General features: G+C 43.8%; 10 protein-coding genes and 1 pseudogene. 5 read left to right on the forward strand and 6 right to left on the reverse strand.

Annotated features, from left to right (window positions below; all coding sequences use genetic code 11):
• Positions 1 to 9 precede the first annotated feature (9 nt).
• From Q0135_RS05845 to Q0135_RS05855, 3 genes are all read right to left on the reverse strand, one after another.
• Positions 10 to 4,563 carry an ATP-binding protein gene (locus Q0135_RS05845; protein ID WP_297989115.1) on the reverse strand — a complete coding sequence of 1,518 codons (4,554 nt, stop codon included), beginning with the start codon at positions 4,561 to 4,563 and terminating at the stop codon, positions 10 to 12.
• 165 nt (positions 4,564 to 4,728) lie between these two features.
• Positions 4,729 to 6,531, reverse strand: coding sequence for an excinuclease ABC subunit UvrC (gene uvrC, locus Q0135_RS05850; RefSeq protein ID WP_297989116.1), 1,803 nt, complete (start codon positions 6,529 to 6,531; stop codon positions 4,729 to 4,731).
• A complete protein-coding gene (locus tag Q0135_RS05855; protein WP_177388186.1) occupies positions 6,512 to 6,922 on the reverse strand; it encodes a hypothetical protein in 411 nt (136 codons plus the stop codon). The genes uvrC and Q0135_RS05855 overlap by 20 nt, the downstream gene beginning before the upstream one ends.
• A 27-nt stretch (positions 6,923 to 6,949) precedes the next feature.
• On the opposite strand from Q0135_RS05855, the gene Q0135_RS05860 reads away from it, so the two are divergent.
• The 5 genes and pseudogenes from Q0135_RS05860 to Q0135_RS11420 all read left to right on the forward strand — a co-directional run.
• Positions 6,950 to 7,147 carry a hypothetical protein gene (locus Q0135_RS05860; protein ID WP_177388184.1) on the forward strand — a complete coding sequence of 66 codons (198 nt, stop codon included), beginning with the start codon at positions 6,950 to 6,952 and terminating at the stop codon, positions 7,145 to 7,147.
• A 54-nt stretch (positions 7,148 to 7,201) separates the two neighbouring features.
• Positions 7,202 to 8,737, forward strand: a complete 1,536-nt coding sequence (gene guaA, locus Q0135_RS05865) for a glutamine-hydrolyzing GMP synthase (protein WP_177388182.1) — start codon at positions 7,202 to 7,204, stop codon at positions 8,735 to 8,737.
• On the forward strand, positions 8,728 to 9,690 hold the full coding sequence (locus Q0135_RS05870; protein ID WP_295099340.1) for a site-specific DNA-methyltransferase: 963 nt from the start codon (positions 8,728 to 8,730) through the stop codon (positions 9,688 to 9,690). Before guaA ends, Q0135_RS05870 begins: the two co-directional genes overlap by 10 nt.
• Positions 9,687 to 11,441 (forward strand): DGQHR domain-containing protein, encoded by a 1,755-nt coding sequence (locus tag Q0135_RS05875; protein ID WP_297989120.1) that lies wholly within the window; start codon positions 9,687 to 9,689, stop codon positions 11,439 to 11,441. Before Q0135_RS05870 ends, Q0135_RS05875 begins: the two co-directional genes overlap by 4 nt.
• Before the next feature lie 221 nt (positions 11,442 to 11,662).
• Positions 11,663 to 11,773, forward strand: a pseudogene (locus Q0135_RS11420) (cupin); the annotation flags it as partial.
• A 445-nt stretch (positions 11,774 to 12,218) separates the two neighbouring features.
• Here Q0135_RS11420 and Q0135_RS05885 read toward each other — a convergent pair.
• The 3 genes from Q0135_RS05885 to trpD are packed head-to-tail and all read right to left on the reverse strand — an operon-like array spanning position 12,219 to position 16,605.
• Positions 12,219 to 13,886, reverse strand: a complete 1,668-nt coding sequence (locus Q0135_RS05885) for a hypothetical protein (RefSeq protein ID WP_295098024.1) — start codon at positions 13,884 to 13,886, stop codon at positions 12,219 to 12,221.
• Complete coding sequence (locus Q0135_RS05890; protein WP_177388571.1) at positions 13,870 to 14,991, reverse strand: DNA adenine methylase; 1,122 nt, start codon at positions 14,989 to 14,991, stop codon at positions 13,870 to 13,872. Before Q0135_RS05890 ends, Q0135_RS05885 begins: the two co-directional genes overlap by 17 nt.
• Positions 14,992 to 16,605: an anthranilate phosphoribosyltransferase gene (trpD, locus tag Q0135_RS05895; RefSeq protein WP_177388570.1), complete on the reverse strand. Its 1,614-nt coding sequence runs from the start codon at positions 16,603 to 16,605 to the stop codon at positions 14,992 to 14,994. It abuts the gene before it with no gap.
• Positions 16,606 to 16,794 lie beyond the last annotated feature (189 nt).

The following is a 16,794-nucleotide window of genomic DNA, read 5'->3' on the forward strand; positions in this document are numbered from 1 at the left end:
ACCTCATCCTTATATATATTTTTGTGCGAGTTTCTCAAGACCCGACTTGGTGATATTGTAACTAGCGACTTCGCTAAATAGTGGATTTTCATCGTTGTCGTTAGAAAACAGAACTAGCTTGGTCGCAGGCGCTTTTCGGCGTAAGCTCTCTAACGCCGCTAAGTCTAGCCCCGCTAGCTTTTTATCAATCAAAACAAGCTTATAACTGCCCGTAGCCGCCATAGAAATAAGCTGGTCGAAATTACCCGCAATTTCTACGTCTTTATACCGATGTTTTAATATGCTAGCAAAAATTTTACTTTCCATAATGTTTGCCTTGCATATAAGTATATCTTTTGTCGGCACACGCGCACCCTTAGCTTTCACTACGTCATCGGAAACTATACTTTTTTTAGGAACTAGCTTCATTATCGTCTTTGGCACTTTGACAGTTTTAATGACCGTCTTAGGTACCTGACGTTTTACAAGCTTTTTAACCAGCTTCTTTGTAGTTCCACCGGCAGGCGCTGCATCGGATCGTTTATCGCCGATAAAATTATCTAGCATTTGGGCTAAGATATCCTTTTTGATCGGCTTGGTGCAGTATTCGTCAAGTCCTGCTGCCATAAATTTCTCTCTATCACCTTTTAGCGCATTGGCGGTAACAGCCACGATCGGGATGTGGCGGAGATTATTCTCGTGCTCGTATTGCTTGATCTGCTTTGTAGATTCTATACCATCCATAACAGGCATCGAAATATCCATAAATATGAGATCATAGTCGTTATTGGCTTTTCTGGCTTCCAGCGCCAAAAGTCCGTTTTCGACTATCGTCAAATTCATATTAAAGCTATTTAGTGTATGCTTCATAAGCTTTTGATTGATCTCATTATCCTCCGCAATAAGGATTTTGGCGTTATATTTTCTATTGACCAAAGGTACATTTTCATCGGCAGGATTTCGCTCTACCGGCACTTCAACCTCTTCTTCGACTTCGACATCCTCTTCGACCATAATGGTTTCTTCCTGCTGCTCGTCTTCGTACACGGTAACGGGCACCTCGACCATCTCCTCTTCCTCAGGCTGCGGGATAACTACCGGTTCGACTTTTACGCTAACAGGCTCGATCTCAGGCTCTTCGACATGGTCGTTTTGAGTAGCAGGCTCCACCTTCGGAATATCTACAGGCTCTGGCTCAATACTTGGCTCTTCGGCAGGAATATTTTGAGCCGCTGGTTCTACTACTGGCGTTATCAATTCAAACTCGATATTTGAAGGTACCTGTTTAACCTCTTCAAGTTTTGGCTTGATAGGTTTTAGTTCAGGCTCAATTGTTATCGGCTCTGGCTCAACAGCGATAGGTTCTGGCTCAATTATCTTTTCAGCTGTACTTTCAGGTTCTGAAAGTTTAACATTTGAAATTTCATTTTCATGAGCAGAAACACTTGAAGTATCAGGCTTCGAAGCTTTAGCGATAGGAATTTCAGACTCGGTTTTAACGGCTACCGGAATTTCTTCTTCTACGCTTGGAATTTCAACCTTTTTGGCAGGCTCTTGCACCTTGGCGCTCGGTTTGATATCCGAAAGATCGATATCTATATCAGGAATTTCAATCTCAGCCTTAGGCGTCTCAATCTTAGCCTTTGGAATTTCTACTTTTGCAGGCTCAGCCTTTACTTCTTCTTCCTCTTTCTTAATCTTAGGAAGCTCTATTTCGATATCAGAAAGATCGATGCTAGGAGTTTCGGCTTTAGGAGCCTGGGTCTGCGACGCATGTGTTTTGAGCCCCACAAAATCATCAGGAATTTCCAAAGATATAGGCTCATCGATATCGGTCTGGACATCCTTTGTGCTTGAAGGCTCTACCTTTGGTTTTTCTGCGCGCGGGATTACTATTTCAGGAATATCAATATCGATCTTTGGCGATTCAGGCTCTGTCTTTTCAATCTTAATATCACTCATAGGCTCGATATCTATAGGCTTAATGACCGGTTCTTCTGCTTTAGGAGCTTCTTTTTTGAGCTCTTGAGCGATACTAGACTTACTAACAGCCTCCTCTTTATGCGCAGAATGAGCCTCGGCATCATGCGTACGCCTTCTGCTTTGCAAGATAGCGCGTAGCTCGTCTGCCGACGAAGTAGTAGCATGTCGTAATTCATCGAGCTTATTGATGATAGGTCTTTCTTTTACTACCGGCTCTTCCATAATCATTTCATCAAGGGCGGTAGGCTTTTCTACCTCAGCATCCAGCTTAATCTCATGCGTCTGTGGAGCAAAATCCGATCTGCTTAGAGCAATTCCGGATTTTGAAATTTTATCTAGCGTCTTAACGAATTTAGTTAAATTAAAAGGCTCTGTGAGGGTAAAAATTTTAGAATTTGAAATACTAATACTTTGAAGCTCTTTTGGCTTAAGAGTCAAGATCGTAGGCATACTCAATATATCGCTAACCTCGCCGTAATTCTTAAATCTAGTGATAAGGGCGTCATATTTGTTATTATTTTGCGCTGAGCGGAACTGCGCGTTCGTATTAAATATCGAAATTTTACCGCCTAGCTTGCTGATATAGTTTTTAACGATATCATTATACATCGTATCGGCGCTATCAGCTAAAAGCGCGAAATTTAATCCTTTGATGCTTTCAAATACTGCGTCCGCATCAGTCTTTTGAGTCTCTTTAAAAGCAAGGGTGAAGTAAAATCTAGTACCCTTTCCTACGGTAGATTTGACCTGAAGCTTGCCGCCCATCATCGCTACGTATTTCGACGAAATCGTAAGTCCAAGACCCGTTCCACCATATTTACGTGTGATCGTAGAGTCGGCCTGAGAGAAGGCGTTAAATACATTTGCGAGCTTATCTTCAGAAATTCCAATGCCGGTATCTTCTACGCTAAACGTTACGATCGCCTCTCCTGGAGCTTTGCTAGGCTCCCTTAAAATTTCAACTACGATAGTGCCATGCTCAGGCGTAAATTTGACAGCATTTGACATGAGGTTGATAAGAACCTCTTTGATCTTCGTAATATCTCCGTATAGGTGGTGCACGAGTGTAGGATCGATGTAAAGCAAGATGTCGATATTCTTTTCGGCAGCCTTGGCGACATAAATTTCAACTGCGCTTTCGAAATCTTGGATAGGATTAAATAATATATCCTCAAGCTCGACCTTATTGCTCTCGATCTTAGAGACATCCAAAATGTTATTAATGATCGTTAGAAGGTTTTCGGACGATTTTTCGATGGTATCAACGTAATCGCGCTTCTCCTCATCCAAATCGGTATTTTTAAGAAGCTCCGTAAAGCCGATGATGCCGTTAAGCGGCGTCCTGATCTCATGCGACATATTAGCTAAAAAGATCGATTTTGCCTTGTTGGCATCCTCCGCAGCACCCTTTTGATACGCAATCAGATCGAGCGCATCCTCGATAAGCGAATACGCCTTATTAACACCCTCACTAGTCCTAACATCGATATGCTCGTGCTGATTCGTCAAATCGCCGATTCGGCTAAGCACGTTGCCGAGGTCGGTAACGTTCTGTCTTAAACGTCTTGTGATACCCAAGGCAAAAACGACCAAAATAGCCGCTAAAACCCATATGCCAAGAGCGATAAATAGGTTTCTTAGTCTTTGCGCTAGATAAGTATCGGCATGCGCCGCAAGCTCAGCATTGATCTTTTCAGAAATTTCGCTTAGCTTTTTATATTTAAGTGTAGTAGAGGCAAACCACTCTTGAAAAGGTACGCTATAATGTCCCTCGTCCGCTTCTTGCTGCAATGTGGCCGAAATTTTAGCAGTCTCTCTTAATGCGTTTTGAAATTCCTCTCCGTCTAGAATTTTTAAAATTGCAGCTCTAGCATCCGATTCCGGCAAGAAGTAGTAATTAGGAAGCGAACTAGATAGGTTGAAGCTAGCCCAAGTCCTTAGCTGTGCCTGATTCATAGCCTTGCTACCGATGATGTATTCGATAATATAGTCGCGCTCCGATGCGGTGGCATCCATCGCCTCATAAGTATTAAGCAACGAAACCGTCCAAACGGTGATATTTGAGCTTACAAGACCCTCTCTTAGCACTCGTTGGATTGTTTTTACATCATCGTCGAATTTTTGAAAATATGAGCTGAAAAGCTCACCGAAGCTTTTGCTTTGAGCATCGACATCCCTTCTTACCTGCGGAAGTTTGTCTAATAAACCGTCTATATCGGTCTCGGCAGCCAAAAGCTCGTCATTACCGGTGCCGTAAGCGAAAATATCAAAAATAGTCTTTTTTACGACATTTTCGCTGATATTTTTGCTTTCTTTGTACTTTGCAAGCGCATCATCGGTTTTTTTGCGTTGACCCGATAGAAGGGTTCCCATACCGGGGTTTCCCTCGCTACCCAAAAACGCCGAAGTGATACCGCGCTCTTTATCTACCTGTTCTACCAACGCCGCGAGATTGCTATTTTTAGCAATTTGCTGCTGCAAAATTCCTACTCTGGCGTAATCCTGCAAAGAGATAAACAAGAAATATGATGCAAACGCGAAAATCAAAAGTAACGGGATACCGCTAACAAGTCTCAAAGCACTTGTAGTATTTAAATTCATACAAAATCCTTCAAAGCGCAGCTTACGCGACGTTAAATTTTATTCAACCGGAGAAACGAAGTCGCTTCCGTCACGCTAGGCGGAGACGATTTAGCCGTCCTGCAAAGTTAATGGGTGATTTTACTAAACAAATCTTTAAATATAGCTTTTTGCGTTAGGTTTTCGTTAATGATTGTTTAAAATTTTTTCGGCGGTTTGGATATTCGTAAGCGATCTGATCTCATCGAAGCTCGCCGCATAAATGCTCTCAAAATCGCCGTAAAAGTCCAAAAGCTTCTTCAGGCTTCCCTTGCTAACGCCCAAGCTTAGCAGTTTTGAGCTTTGCAGATCGAGTTTGCGTTTGCTCTTTTGGTGAAACGAGATCGCAAAGCGGTGCGCTTCATCGCGCAGACACTGAAAAAACTGAAGTTTTTTATCGTCCGTCGGCAGCGAAAAGATCCCGCCCTTCGTGCAAATTTTATCTTTCGCAGCCCCCTTTGCGCGGTGGGCTTTAGCGTCGATCTTCTCTTTAGAGATAGCGATTATATCGACGTTTGCTCCGACGCTGCAGATTATTTCCTCCGCCAAGTTTAGCAGAGCCGTTCCGCCGTCGATGAGCCACAGATCGGGCGCTGCAAGCTCGTCAAATTTAAGCGCGCGGCTAGTTAGATACTCGCGCATCTGATCGTAGTCGTTATTTGAGCTAAGGTGCTTGTGGCGGTAGTTTTGCTTGTTAAACTCGCCGTCTTGAAAGCTTATCATAGCTCCCACGGCCGCGGCGCCGAACATATGCGAATTGTCGAAAACTTCGATATTTACCGGCAAATTCGTAAGATTAAAATAATCCTTCAGCTCCTGCAAAAATGCGTAATCGTGCGTTTTTAGATGCTTTTTGATATTGATCTCGCAGTTTTGATATGCGATCTCGCAAATTTTACGCTTCTCGCCGATTTTCGGCGCGTAAATTTTAAAAGCTCTTTCGTGCCGCTTGGATAAAATTTCGCACACCAGATCCGCATCGTCAAACTCGTCGTAAACGTAAATTTTGGCGCACGCCACGGGAGCCGCAGCCGGGAAGGCGCTTAAGATCATCTGCTTGTAGGCGTTTGCGATATCATCGGCGCTTGGGGCTTTGCAGTTAATTATATGCGAGCTTGAGGCTGAAATTTTACCCTCGCGTATGCTAAAATGCACGGCGCAGACAAGCCCGTCGCGTGCGGCAATCGCAAAGACCTCGAAATCATCGAGCTTTGCCAGATCGACCTCAACCTTTACGTTCATCTGCCTTAAAATTTCAATCTTATCGCGGATCTGTGCGGCTTCCTCAAAATTTTCGCTCTGTGCAAGCCGCGCCATCCGCTCCAAAAGCTGCGGCACCATCTTTTGCGGATTTTTTAGAGCCGCAAGCGCGCTCTGCACGATACGAGCGTAATCCTGCTTTGAAATTTTATCCTCGCACGGAGCGGCGCAGCGCCCGATCTGATGGAACAAACAGGCCTTTTTGCCCTTGACGCAATTTTTCTTCTGCACGAGCGGAAACTGCATGTAAAGCGTCTGTAAAATTTCCTTTGCGCCGTGAAAATAGGGGCCGAAGTATCTGATGTTTCTGCCCTTTATGATCTTTCGCGTAATCTCAAAGCGCGGAAAGTCGTCGTCTAAATTTACGTAAATATATGGATAGGTCTTATCGTCGCGCAGCAAGATATTGTATTTGGGCTTTAGCTGCTTAATGAAGGAATTTTCCAGTATCAGCGCGTCGCTCTCGCTAGGCGTGACGATATATTCTAAATGCGCCGCCTCGCTTATCATCTTGGCGATGCGCGCACTTAAGCGCGGGCTCGGAGCAAGAGCGGGCGTGAAAGAAAAGTAGCTTTTGACGCGATTTTTTAAAATTTTTGCCTTGCCGACGTATAGCAGCTTGCCTGCGGCGTCGAAGTATTGATACACGCCCGGCGCGGCAGGCAGGCTCTTAATCTCCTCTATTAGCAAGGATCAGCCCTCTTATCTCTTCAAAAATTTTATAAATTTGCGGATCTTGGATTTTGTTTGCAAACTCCCCTTTTGCGCGCTCGGGAGATAAAATTTTACTGCTTCGGCGCAAATGAGCTTTATAAATTTGCGCCCTTCTTCTGCTCATCACTCTATCTGCTACGAAAAATTTTATCTCGCGCACACCGCAAAGCTCCGCCGTCTCTCTAGCGGCTACGAAGCGCTTTAATACGTCTTTTATTAAATTTATATTACTATCGCGTTTTAGTTCGCAAAGCCCCGCCGGGTGTTTCGCGGCTATCATCAAAATGCCATCTTTGACGTAGATGAAGGTGATCAGCCTTTGCCAACTAAGCGGCAAAATCGCCAGAAACTCGCCTCTTTCTCGCATCTTGGCATATAAAGGATCTTTTCTGATATGAGCTATTATTTCTCTTGCATTTTCCATAAGCGGATTTTAGCATTTTTTATCTTAGTTTTGCTTAGCGGCTGCGGATACAAAGCGCCGCCGTTTTATTCAGAAGGCGAGCAGGGCTCTAGCGTTACCGCCCAAAATACGGACGCCAATAACACGAGCGATGGTAGAGGAAGCGTTAGAATTTTACGCGATAAATAGCCTACTTTTAGCTTTGCTTTGTTATACTTTTAAAAATTTTTACAAAGGAATTTCATGCAAACGGCAGACATTTTAGTGCTGGACTTCGGCTCCCAATACACCCAGCTGATCGCTAGGCGCTTGCGCGAACAAGGCGTTTACACCGAGCTGATCGCATACAACGCACCGATCGATAAGATAAAAGCCAAAAACCCTAAAGGCCTTATTTTAAGCGGCGGACCCGCTAGCGTTTACGCCAAGGATGCGTATTTTTGCGATGATAGAATTTTTGAGCTTGGAATTCCAATTTTAGGTATCTGCTACGGCATGCAGCTCATCGCGCATAAATTTGGCGCCAGCGTCGTGCCTGCGGGTAAAAAAGAGTATGGCAAGGCTTCTTTAAAGCTGCTTCGCGCCAGCAGGCTATTTGGCGGCGTGGAGGATAACTCGACCGTTTGGATGAGCCACTCGGACAAGGTCGAGAGCCTGCCGGAGGGCTTTGAGGTGATGGCAAGCTCGGATGAGAGTGAGTGGTGCGTATTCGGCGACGAAATACGTAAAATTTACGCGCTGCAATTTCACCCGGAGGTCTGCCACAGCGAGTTCGGCGATAGAATTTTAAAAAATTTTGCCAAAGAGATTTGCGGAATAACCAGCACTTGGAATATGGGTAGCTTCGCCAAAGAGCAGATGATCAAAATAAAAGAGCGCGTAGGCAGCGCCAAAGTGCTTTGCGCGGTAAGCGGCGGCGTGGATAGCTCGGTCGTAGCGGCGCTTTTGGCGCATGCGGTGCCGCAGAGCCTGATAGCGGTTTTCGTCGATAACGGACTACTCCGCACTGGCGAGCGCAAGGCGGTAGAGGAGATGTTTAGGCTCAAACTCGGCGTGAGCTTAGACGTAGTCGATGCTAGCGAGCTATTTTTAAGCAGGCTAAAAGGGGTGGTCGATCCCGAGCAAAAACGCAAAATCATCGGCGCGACCTTCATCGAGGTTTTCAGCAAAGAAGCGGCAAAATACAAAAACGTAAAATTTCTAGCCCAGGGCACGCTCTATACCGACATCATCGAAAGCTCTGTCGCAGGCTCAAGCAAAACGATCAAAAGCCATCACAACGTAGGCGGCCTGCCTAAGGATATGAAATTTGAACTGATCGAGCCTCTGCGCGAAATTTTTAAGGACGAAGTGCGCCAGCTGGGACTCGAACTAGGTCTTTCGCGCGAAGTAGTTTTCCGCCATCCGTTCCCGGGTCCAGGCCTTGCGATCCGCATAATGGGCGAGGTAAATACGCCGAGCCTCGAGCTACTGCGCAAAGCCGACGTGATCCTGCGCGACGAGCTAAAATCAAGCGGCTGGTACAACAAAACGTGGCAGGCGTTTTGCGTGCTGCTAAACGTGCACTCCGTCGGCGTCATGGGCGATAACCGCACCTATGAAAACGCCGTGTGCGTGCGCGTGGTGGACGCTAGCGACGGTATGACGGCTAGCTTCTCGCGCTTGCCGTACGATCTGCTAGAAAATGTCTCTCGCCGCATCATAAACGAAGTAGACGGCATCAACCGCGTAGTTTACGACATCTCGAGCAAACCGCCTGCGACGATAGAGTGGGAGTAAATTATTTTTTAGTATTTACAAACATGAATAAAATTAAAATTAGTGAGAAATTTAATATTAACAATGAGGTAACGGTTTTTAATGGTGATTGTTTAAAGCTGTTGCAAAAAATACCTAATGAATTTTGTGACTTAATTATTACTTCTCCACCATACTGTATGGGAAAGGCCTATGAAAATATTCACGATGATATTGAAACATTTAAAAACCAGCAGATAACAATTTTTAATGATATTTATCGTGTATTAAAAGTCGGTGGTAGTTTGTGCTGGCAAATTGGGTATCATGTAAATAAATTTGAGCTTATCCCATTAGATTTTTATATTTATCAAATCTTTGTAGAAAATAGTAAAAAATGCAAACATCCGCTAGTTTTAAGAAATAGAATAATTTGGACATTTGGACACGGTCTAAATAGTTCAAGACGTTTTAGCGGGAGACATGAGACTATATTGTGGTTTACGAAAGGAAAAGAGTATAGTTTTAATTTAGATTGTATTCGTATTCCACAAAAATATCCAGGAAAACGTTACTATAAAGGAAAAAATAAGGGAAAATTTAGTGGAAATCCATTAGGCAAAAATCCATCTGATGTTTGGGATATACCTAATGTCAAGGCTAATCATGTTGAAAAGACTGAGCATCCTTGTCAGTTTCCAATAGCAATACCACAAAGACTAATTAAGGCGTTAACTCCAACAAATGGAATAGTATTTGACCCTTTTATGGGCTCTGGAACTTCAGGGGTAGCTTCCATATTGGAAAATAGAAAATTTATAGGGTCTGAAATACAAAAAGAATATTTTAATATTGCTAAAAATCGTATTAAAGATGCTATCAATGGAGTGGCTAAAGTTAGAGAGGATGTCCCTGTAATGAAACCAGATAAAAATAGTTTGGTTGCCAAGTTGCCGGAGGAATTTAGTATAATCAGAGGAGAGGTTGCAAAATGACTAAAGAAGTAAAACAAAAAGTTAATAAACAAAAGAAAATTTTGTCAGAACGAGAAAAACTAGAAAAAGTAGACAAAACAAAAAAGATTAAATTTAGAAATAAAATAAAGTATATTTTTAATATGGCTGGCTTCACCTATATAAATACAGAAAATCAGCATATAAAGATAGGAGACAGAATAATTGAGATAGATTTTGTTCTTTTGTATAAAAATATAATGTTGATATGTGAAGATACAATGACTAAAACTGATAATATAAAAGATCATGCAAGAAATAAAAAAGAAGCTTTTGATGAAATAGATAAAAATTTCTCAAGTTTTTATAAATGGCTATACGATAAATTCTCAGACTATCAAGATATCATATCAGAATGTGATCTAGATTTACGTGAAGTAAAATTTTTATATTTTTCCAAAGAAGAGCTTAATTTTACTGAGAGTGATTATAGATTGTTCCAGAAATTAAAATTTGTAGAGCCTAGTGTTTTGACCTATTTTTATAAGATGGCAAAATGTATTAAAAGATCAATTAAATATGAGATTTTTAAATTTTTAGACTTGACTAATAAAAATATTGGTATTGACCAAACAGAAAGTAGCAAAAAAATATCGGCAACCATAATTAGTCCAGAGTATACTACTGGAATTAATAATAAGGTAAAAAAGGTATCCTTTATGATGTCTGCGGATATGCTAATTAAAAACTCATATGTGTTAAGGAAAGATAACTGGGAGGACTCTAGTTTACTATATCAACGCTTAATTCAAGAACAAAAAATTAAAGATATAAGAAAATTTCTACTAAAGAAAAAAGAGGCGTTTTATAATAATATAATAGTGGCCTTACCAGATGATGTTGAATTTCATAGTCCTAAAGAAAATAAGGTAATTGATCTTGAGAACATTGGCAAGGAGCACCTTGTATGCAATATGACCATTCCTGATCGCATGAATAGCATTTGTGTTATTGATGGACAGCATAGAATATATGCTCATCATGAAGGAGGAGAAAACGATAAAGACGAGACCAAGATGTCCGAAATAAGAAAGAAACTTCATCTTTTAGTAACTGGACTTATTTTTCCAAAAGGAATGTCTGATATAGAAAAGATAAAAATACAAAGTGAAATTTTTTTAGATATTAATTTTAATGCAAAATCAGTTAGTCCAGATGTTTTACTTCATATAAGAATGGTTAAAGACCCAATATCTGATCTTGGATTGGCAAGATCAATAATAGAAAAACTTAATAAGGAACAGATATTTTTAAATAAGTTTGAGATGTCATTATTAGATAATGGAAAAATTAAAATAGCATCAATAATTAAATATGCTTTACGTTATCTAATAACCATTACTCCTGGTGAAAAGAAAAATTTATATTCATTCTGGAAGGGAGATAAGAATGCATTGCAAAATATGAATGATAACGCATTGGAAGAATATAAGAATTTTTGCAAAGAAAATATTGTAACATACTTTAAAGCTATTAAAAAAAATTTTAAAAAAGAATGGGATGATATAGATTCTAAACTACTATCCGTCATATCTTTGAACGGTTTTATTATTGCATACAATAAACTTATAAATATGGAAGGAATTTGTAATTTTGATCACTATGACAATCTTTTCTCAAAACTGAAAATCGACTTTTCAAAAAATAGGTTTCCCTATACATCTAGCCAATATGCAAAATTTTCTGAAGAAATCTTAGATCAAATAAAAAATACACATACACCAGATATTTAGGCAAATGGCACTATATTTAAGTAGATTAATATGTGCATTTTAAATAGAATTTGCTAATGGAAATTGAGCAAGAGAGTAGACTTACTGTAATTTAAAGGGTTAAAAATTTTTAAGTGATCAAGCAAATACCGTTATATTTGATATAAAAAGATAACCCCTATCAACAAAACCTAAAACTATTTTCGCTACAATGCCTTGTAAATTTTATGAAAGGGCGAAAAATGAGTAAAATTTACAATCTAAACGCCGACACGAAAGTGATCGCCAAAAGTGTCGTTAGCAAGAGAATTTTTGATTGCGAGAATGCTCACGTCGACGTGTTCGCCTTTAACGATGCCAAGTGCAAGATCTTATTAGCGCGAGACAAAAGTATCGGTAAGAGACGCCAGATAAATACGGCGCAATTACTTTAAATTTAAAAATATGCTGCCTAAAAAATCTGCGTGGTATAGAAATTAACCACCTATTAGTACATAGCCATAAATTAATTAAAGAGAATAAATCACTTAAGCGATCGAAATTTGTGCGGATAAATTTGTCTGAAAAGCATAGATTCAAGTGGTGATTTATCAGTACCGAGCACCACGCAAATAGCGTAAATTTAAAAGTAATAAATTGCGCTGCGTTCTTTGCGCGCAAACAAAAAGAACGACGGATAAATTTGAACAGAATGATACATAGTCGCATGCGGTGAGATAATCTTATTTTATTCTCGGCTGTCTACGATGCGCGTATCAGCAAGGCGGTATGTGCTATACCGGCAAGGTCGCAGCGAGTTCAGTCTGCCGCGCCGTCCGCGCTTTCGATTGTTCGCAAAATTTCGCTTATCTTTTGCGGATCTTTGATGCCTCGCGCATCCTCCACGCAGCTGTTTAGATCGATAGCGTAGGGGCTCAGCGCGAGCGCTTCAAGTATATTTTGCGCACCGATACCGCCTGCGAGAATAAAAGAGATCGCGCCGCCTTTGGAAGCGGTGCTACACTTATCCGCGCTATCATCCTTTGCGGCACCTAACTTGCCTACTTCGCCGCCGTCATTCGCAATATTTGGCGCGCCCGCCTCATAGTCGTTTGCGCCGCAATGATCGGAGCCCTCCTTCGCGGGCTCTATATTGTTTGACTGAGTAGCAGTACACGCACTGGCTCCGCACTCCTCGCTATTCTTTGCATCGCAGCCATAATTTTCTATTGCAGGTTTTGCCTCGCTTGATCGGGCGACATCACGCACAATTCTGCTGGCCTCGTCGTCATTAGCGGCACGGTGATTGTCGCTTTCTATGGGCTTTGTGCCGCTGTTTCCGACACACTCTGCGTAAAATTTTTCCTCGCCGAGATTCTCACAGATTGCATTGCGCTCAAAATCGTCTCTTGCGTCGTCTGTGCTTTGCATTGTGTTGCCCGCGCAGTTTTTTTCATCGCTCGTTGCGCCGTCTCGTCCTTGGTAGCCAAGCCCAGCGCGTCGCAGCAGATCCCAGTCGAAGCTCACGCCGTTACCGCCCAAGCTCACTCCTTTGGCATCGAATAAGATCCGATCGAAGCTCAAGCCCTCAAGCGGCGGCATTTCAGCGCCGATGCTTAGCACCTGCCACGCCTCTACGCCCGCCGCGTTGAGGTGCGCTTTGAAATCCGCGCTTATGCGTCCGTAAATCTGAGCGCAGTCTAGCTTGCAAGCCTCGCAAATTTTTAAAATTTGCTCCTCGTTTAGAGCTTCCGTATCTAAAATTTCAGAATTTAAATCTTTTACCGAGACGGACACAGCGCAGTTTGCGTTTAAATTTACGCTCAAATCGTCGCGCTGCTTTTCGCAGAATTCCGCGGCTTCGTAAAATTCTACGCCGCCGCTCTTGCTCGCGTAAATTTTATCTTTGCAAATTTTATCGCCGCGAGTTTTGTCGCTCAAATTTTTGCAGGCGGCGACGCTGTGTTTTTCAGAGCTCAAAGCAAAAACTCCGACGCACTTTGCGCCGTTTTCATGCGCGATGCGTGCAATCTCGCGCGCTGTATCTATACTCACGCGGCGCTTGGAGCTTGATACGAATATCACGCCTAAAAATTCCACGCGCACGCCCGAGTCGTCGCCCTGGCTTCGCGAACCGCTGCCAAAATTTTTATCACAATCACAATTCTGCTCGCACGTAAAATTTGCGTGATCTTGCGTGCGGCATGCGGAATTCTCGCCGCTCTGATTAAAATTTTGCGCGAAATTTTGGCCGTCAGAATTGAAATTTCGCGCAAAATTCTCGGCGTCTGAATTAAAATTCCGCCTAGAATTTTCGCCGCAAAAATTAGGAGTTTTCATCGAGCTTTCGCCGCCCGATTGCAGTAAATTTTTAGCATCGTCCGCGTGCTCTAAATTTGCGTATAAAGCCGAGCTGCACGCCAGCACGGCGCGGGCTTCGGCGGCGCTTTTGATGCCGCAAATTTTGATCTTACTTTTGTACGACATATAAAAATTCCGTCACGTAAAGCTCACGCGCGTTTAAATTTCTGCTCGCGCGGTAGGTCGGATAGCGGATCGCTATCGTGCGCACGGAGCCGATGTGCGCGAGGTTTTTTAAAAATTCCGCCTTAGAGATAAAGCCCTCGGAATTAAAAGAGATTATTAAAAATTTCGCCGGAAATTCCGCCAGCAGCGCGAAAAATTCCTCCGCGGCGCTTGATTTTTTATTATAAGCCGAGCGGTTCCAGTCTGCGGGGATCCCAGAGACCCTACTAAGCCCCGCAGCATTTGGGCGCTTGCCCTCGTTTATAAAATCCGTGATCAAATTTAGCATGAAATAGTTCGAGCCGTAGGGATGCTGATTGTAAGGGGGGTCGAAATACGCGACATCAAGCTGCGAAAAGCGCTCGCGCGCGCTCTGTGCAAAGCGCGCGGCGTCCTCTTGAAAGACCGCGCTTTCGCAGGCGAAATTTGAAAGCACCGGCAGGCGCAGGGAAATTTCGCCCATTATGCGGGCTAGCGCGTTTTCGCCGCTGCCGCCGAACTTGCCCACGCCCACTTTGTCCTTGTAAAAGCCCTTAAAAACGCCGCCCGTGTTTGAGTGGATGCTCGCCTCGCTAAGCAGCGGCGCGGTGAAAAAATCGCGAAATTTTTGCGGGATTTTGCTAATCTGCTCGCAAAGCCCGCCCAAAATTAGGGCGTTTCGGCGCGTGTAAAAAGCGCGCTCGCCCGCCTTGATATCCTCATCGTCCTTCGGCGCGTACAGCTCGCTAAAAAAGCTCTCCTTCGGCGTAAAATTTCTTAAAATTTCAGCATGCAGCTCGTTCAAATCCCGCCACAGCTCGTCGCTGAAATTTGAAAGATAGCAGGAATTTATCGCGCGCGAGTAGCCCTCCAGATCGTTTGCGATCACGAGGTTTGAGTGTGCTTTAGCCAGGCGCGCGACGATGCCGCTGCCGCTAAATACGTCCGCGAAGCTGATCTTGTCCCGCCCAAGCTCTGCCTTAATCTCGCAGATCGCCCGCTCTATAGGCGCTAGCAGCGAGCGCTTGTTGCCCAGATAGCTGATGAGCTGCTCGCTTAAAAACTCCCTCTTTTCGCCGCTAGCCATCTAAGCTCTCGCTCCTACGTAGTTTTCGTAAAATTCCCACGTCTTGCCCGATCCAATCGCCTCTAAAATCAGCGGCTTAGCCTCCGCAGGGCTTGCTACGACATCGGCGCAGTATAACGCAAACATCGCGTTTAGCACGACGATATCAAATTTCGGTCCGCCGAGCTCGCCTTTTAAAATTTGCTTTAAAGTTTTGGCGTTAGCCTCGCCGTCGCCGCCTTCTATATCGCCGTGAAATGCGCGTTTAAAGCCGAACTGCTCGGGACTTACGCGGTATTCTAAAATTTTGCCGTCCTTGACCTCGTGGATTAGTGTCTCGTCGCATAGGCTGATCTCATCCATGCCGTCCATGCCGTGCACCACTAAAGCGTGCTTGCGTCCTAAAATCATCAGCGTTTCGGCGATGAGCCCGTTTACTTCCTCCAGATAATTGCCTACGATCTGATTGCTTAGGCTTAAATTTGGATTTAAAAGCGGCCCCATTATATTAAAGACGGTGCCTATTTTTAGGCGGTTTCGCACCTCTTTTACCTCGGCGGTGATCTTGTGAAAAAACGGCGCGTGAAAAAACGCTAGCCCTGTGCGATCTAGCAGCGCCCTAATCTGCGCAAGATCGCTAAGTAGCGGCACGCCCAAAGCATCCAGAGCATCGGAGCTTCCCGATCTGCTGGTAATCGCGCGGTTGCCGTGCTTGGCGACGCGCACGCCGAAGCTTGCCGCGATAAAGGCCACGGTCGTGGAGATATTGATCGTCTTTAGCCTATCGCCGCCCGTACCTACGATGTCAAACATCGGACTCGGATCGTCGTAGGTGATCGAGTATTTTAAGATACTGCGCACGAGTGCCGTGAGGCTGCTTGGATAGAGCGATTTTTCGCTGATCAGCACGAGCAACCCGGCGAGCTGCACGATGTCGTAATCCTGCTCGTAAAGCGCCTTGCAAATGACCGCATAATCGTCGCTGTCTAGCGGAAAGCCCTTTTGTAGCTTCAACATAAACGGGGCGAAATTTACCACGAGTTTCTCCTTTAAAATTATCTTTTTGCCGTAATTGATGAAATTTTCGATGATCTTTTTGCCGTATTGAGTAAAAAAGCTCTCGGGATGAAATTGAATGCCGAAAACCGGCTTACTTCGGTGCTTCATCGCCATTATAATGCCGTCATTTTCGCTCTTTGCTAAAATTTCAAACTCGCGCGGCAGCGTGGCTTCGTCCACATAAAGCGAGTGGTAGCGCATAACTTCGAATTTACGCGGCAGCCCGCTAAAAAGCACGCCGTCACTAAAAATTTCGATCGCCGAGCTCTTGCCGTGCAGCGGCACCTCCAGCTGCTTTATCTCCGCGCCCGCTGCATATCCGATCGCCTGATGCCCCAGGCACACGCCTAAAATCGGCACGTCCAAATCCGCGCGCAAAATCTCTAAGCAAACGCCGCTGTCTTTTGGGTGATTTGGCCCGGGGCTTAGGATTATGTGAGATGGGGCAAGCTCGCGCACCTGCTGCAGCGTTATCTCGTCGTTGCGAAAGTAGCGCACCTCCTCATCGCTTAACTCCAAAATATATTGATAAATATTAAAAACGAAGCTGTCGTAATTATCTATCATTAAAATCAAAATTTTATCCTTTTTTAGGGCGTTTGCGCCTTTTTAAAATTCTAAATAGTTTAAATTTAACCTCTTTTCGGCGAACAAATCCGATGCCGCTTTAACGCCGCTAGCGGGCTAAATTTAAAATTCCGTCTGCGGCATTACCACATCTGTCGCGACGTTGCGCGTTTTGCGGTGCCGAATGAAGCTAGCCGT

The organism is uncultured Campylobacter sp., assembly GCF_937981295.1.
Lineage (GTDB): Bacteria > Campylobacterota > Campylobacteria > Campylobacterales > Campylobacteraceae > Campylobacter_B.

Excerpts from the sequence above, each read along its gene's own strand:
- Q0135_RS05845 (WP_297989115.1), bottom strand. The coding sequence starts at position 4,563 with ATGAATTTAAATACTACAAGTGCTTTGAGACTTGTTAGCGGTATCCCG.
- Q0135_RS05855 (WP_177388186.1), bottom strand. The coding sequence starts at position 6,922 with ATGCGAGAAAGAGGCGAGTTTCTGGCGATTTTGCCGCTTAGTTGGCAA.
- Q0135_RS05860 (WP_177388184.1), top strand. The coding sequence starts at position 6,950 with ATGAGCTATTATTTCTCTTGCATTTTCCATAAGCGGATTTTAGCATTT.
- guaA (WP_177388182.1), top strand. The coding sequence starts at position 7,202 with ATGCAAACGGCAGACATTTTAGTGCTGGACTTCGGCTCCCAATACACC.
- Q0135_RS05875 (WP_297989120.1), top strand. The coding sequence starts at position 9,687 with ATGACTAAAGAAGTAAAACAAAAAGTTAATAAACAAAAGAAAATTTTG.
- Q0135_RS05885 (WP_295098024.1), bottom strand. The coding sequence starts at position 13,886 with ATGTCGTACAAAAGTAAGATCAAAATTTGCGGCATCAAAAGCGCCGCC.
- Q0135_RS05890 (WP_177388571.1), bottom strand. The coding sequence starts at position 14,991 with ATGGCTAGCGGCGAAAAGAGGGAGTTTTTAAGCGAGCAGCTCATCAGC.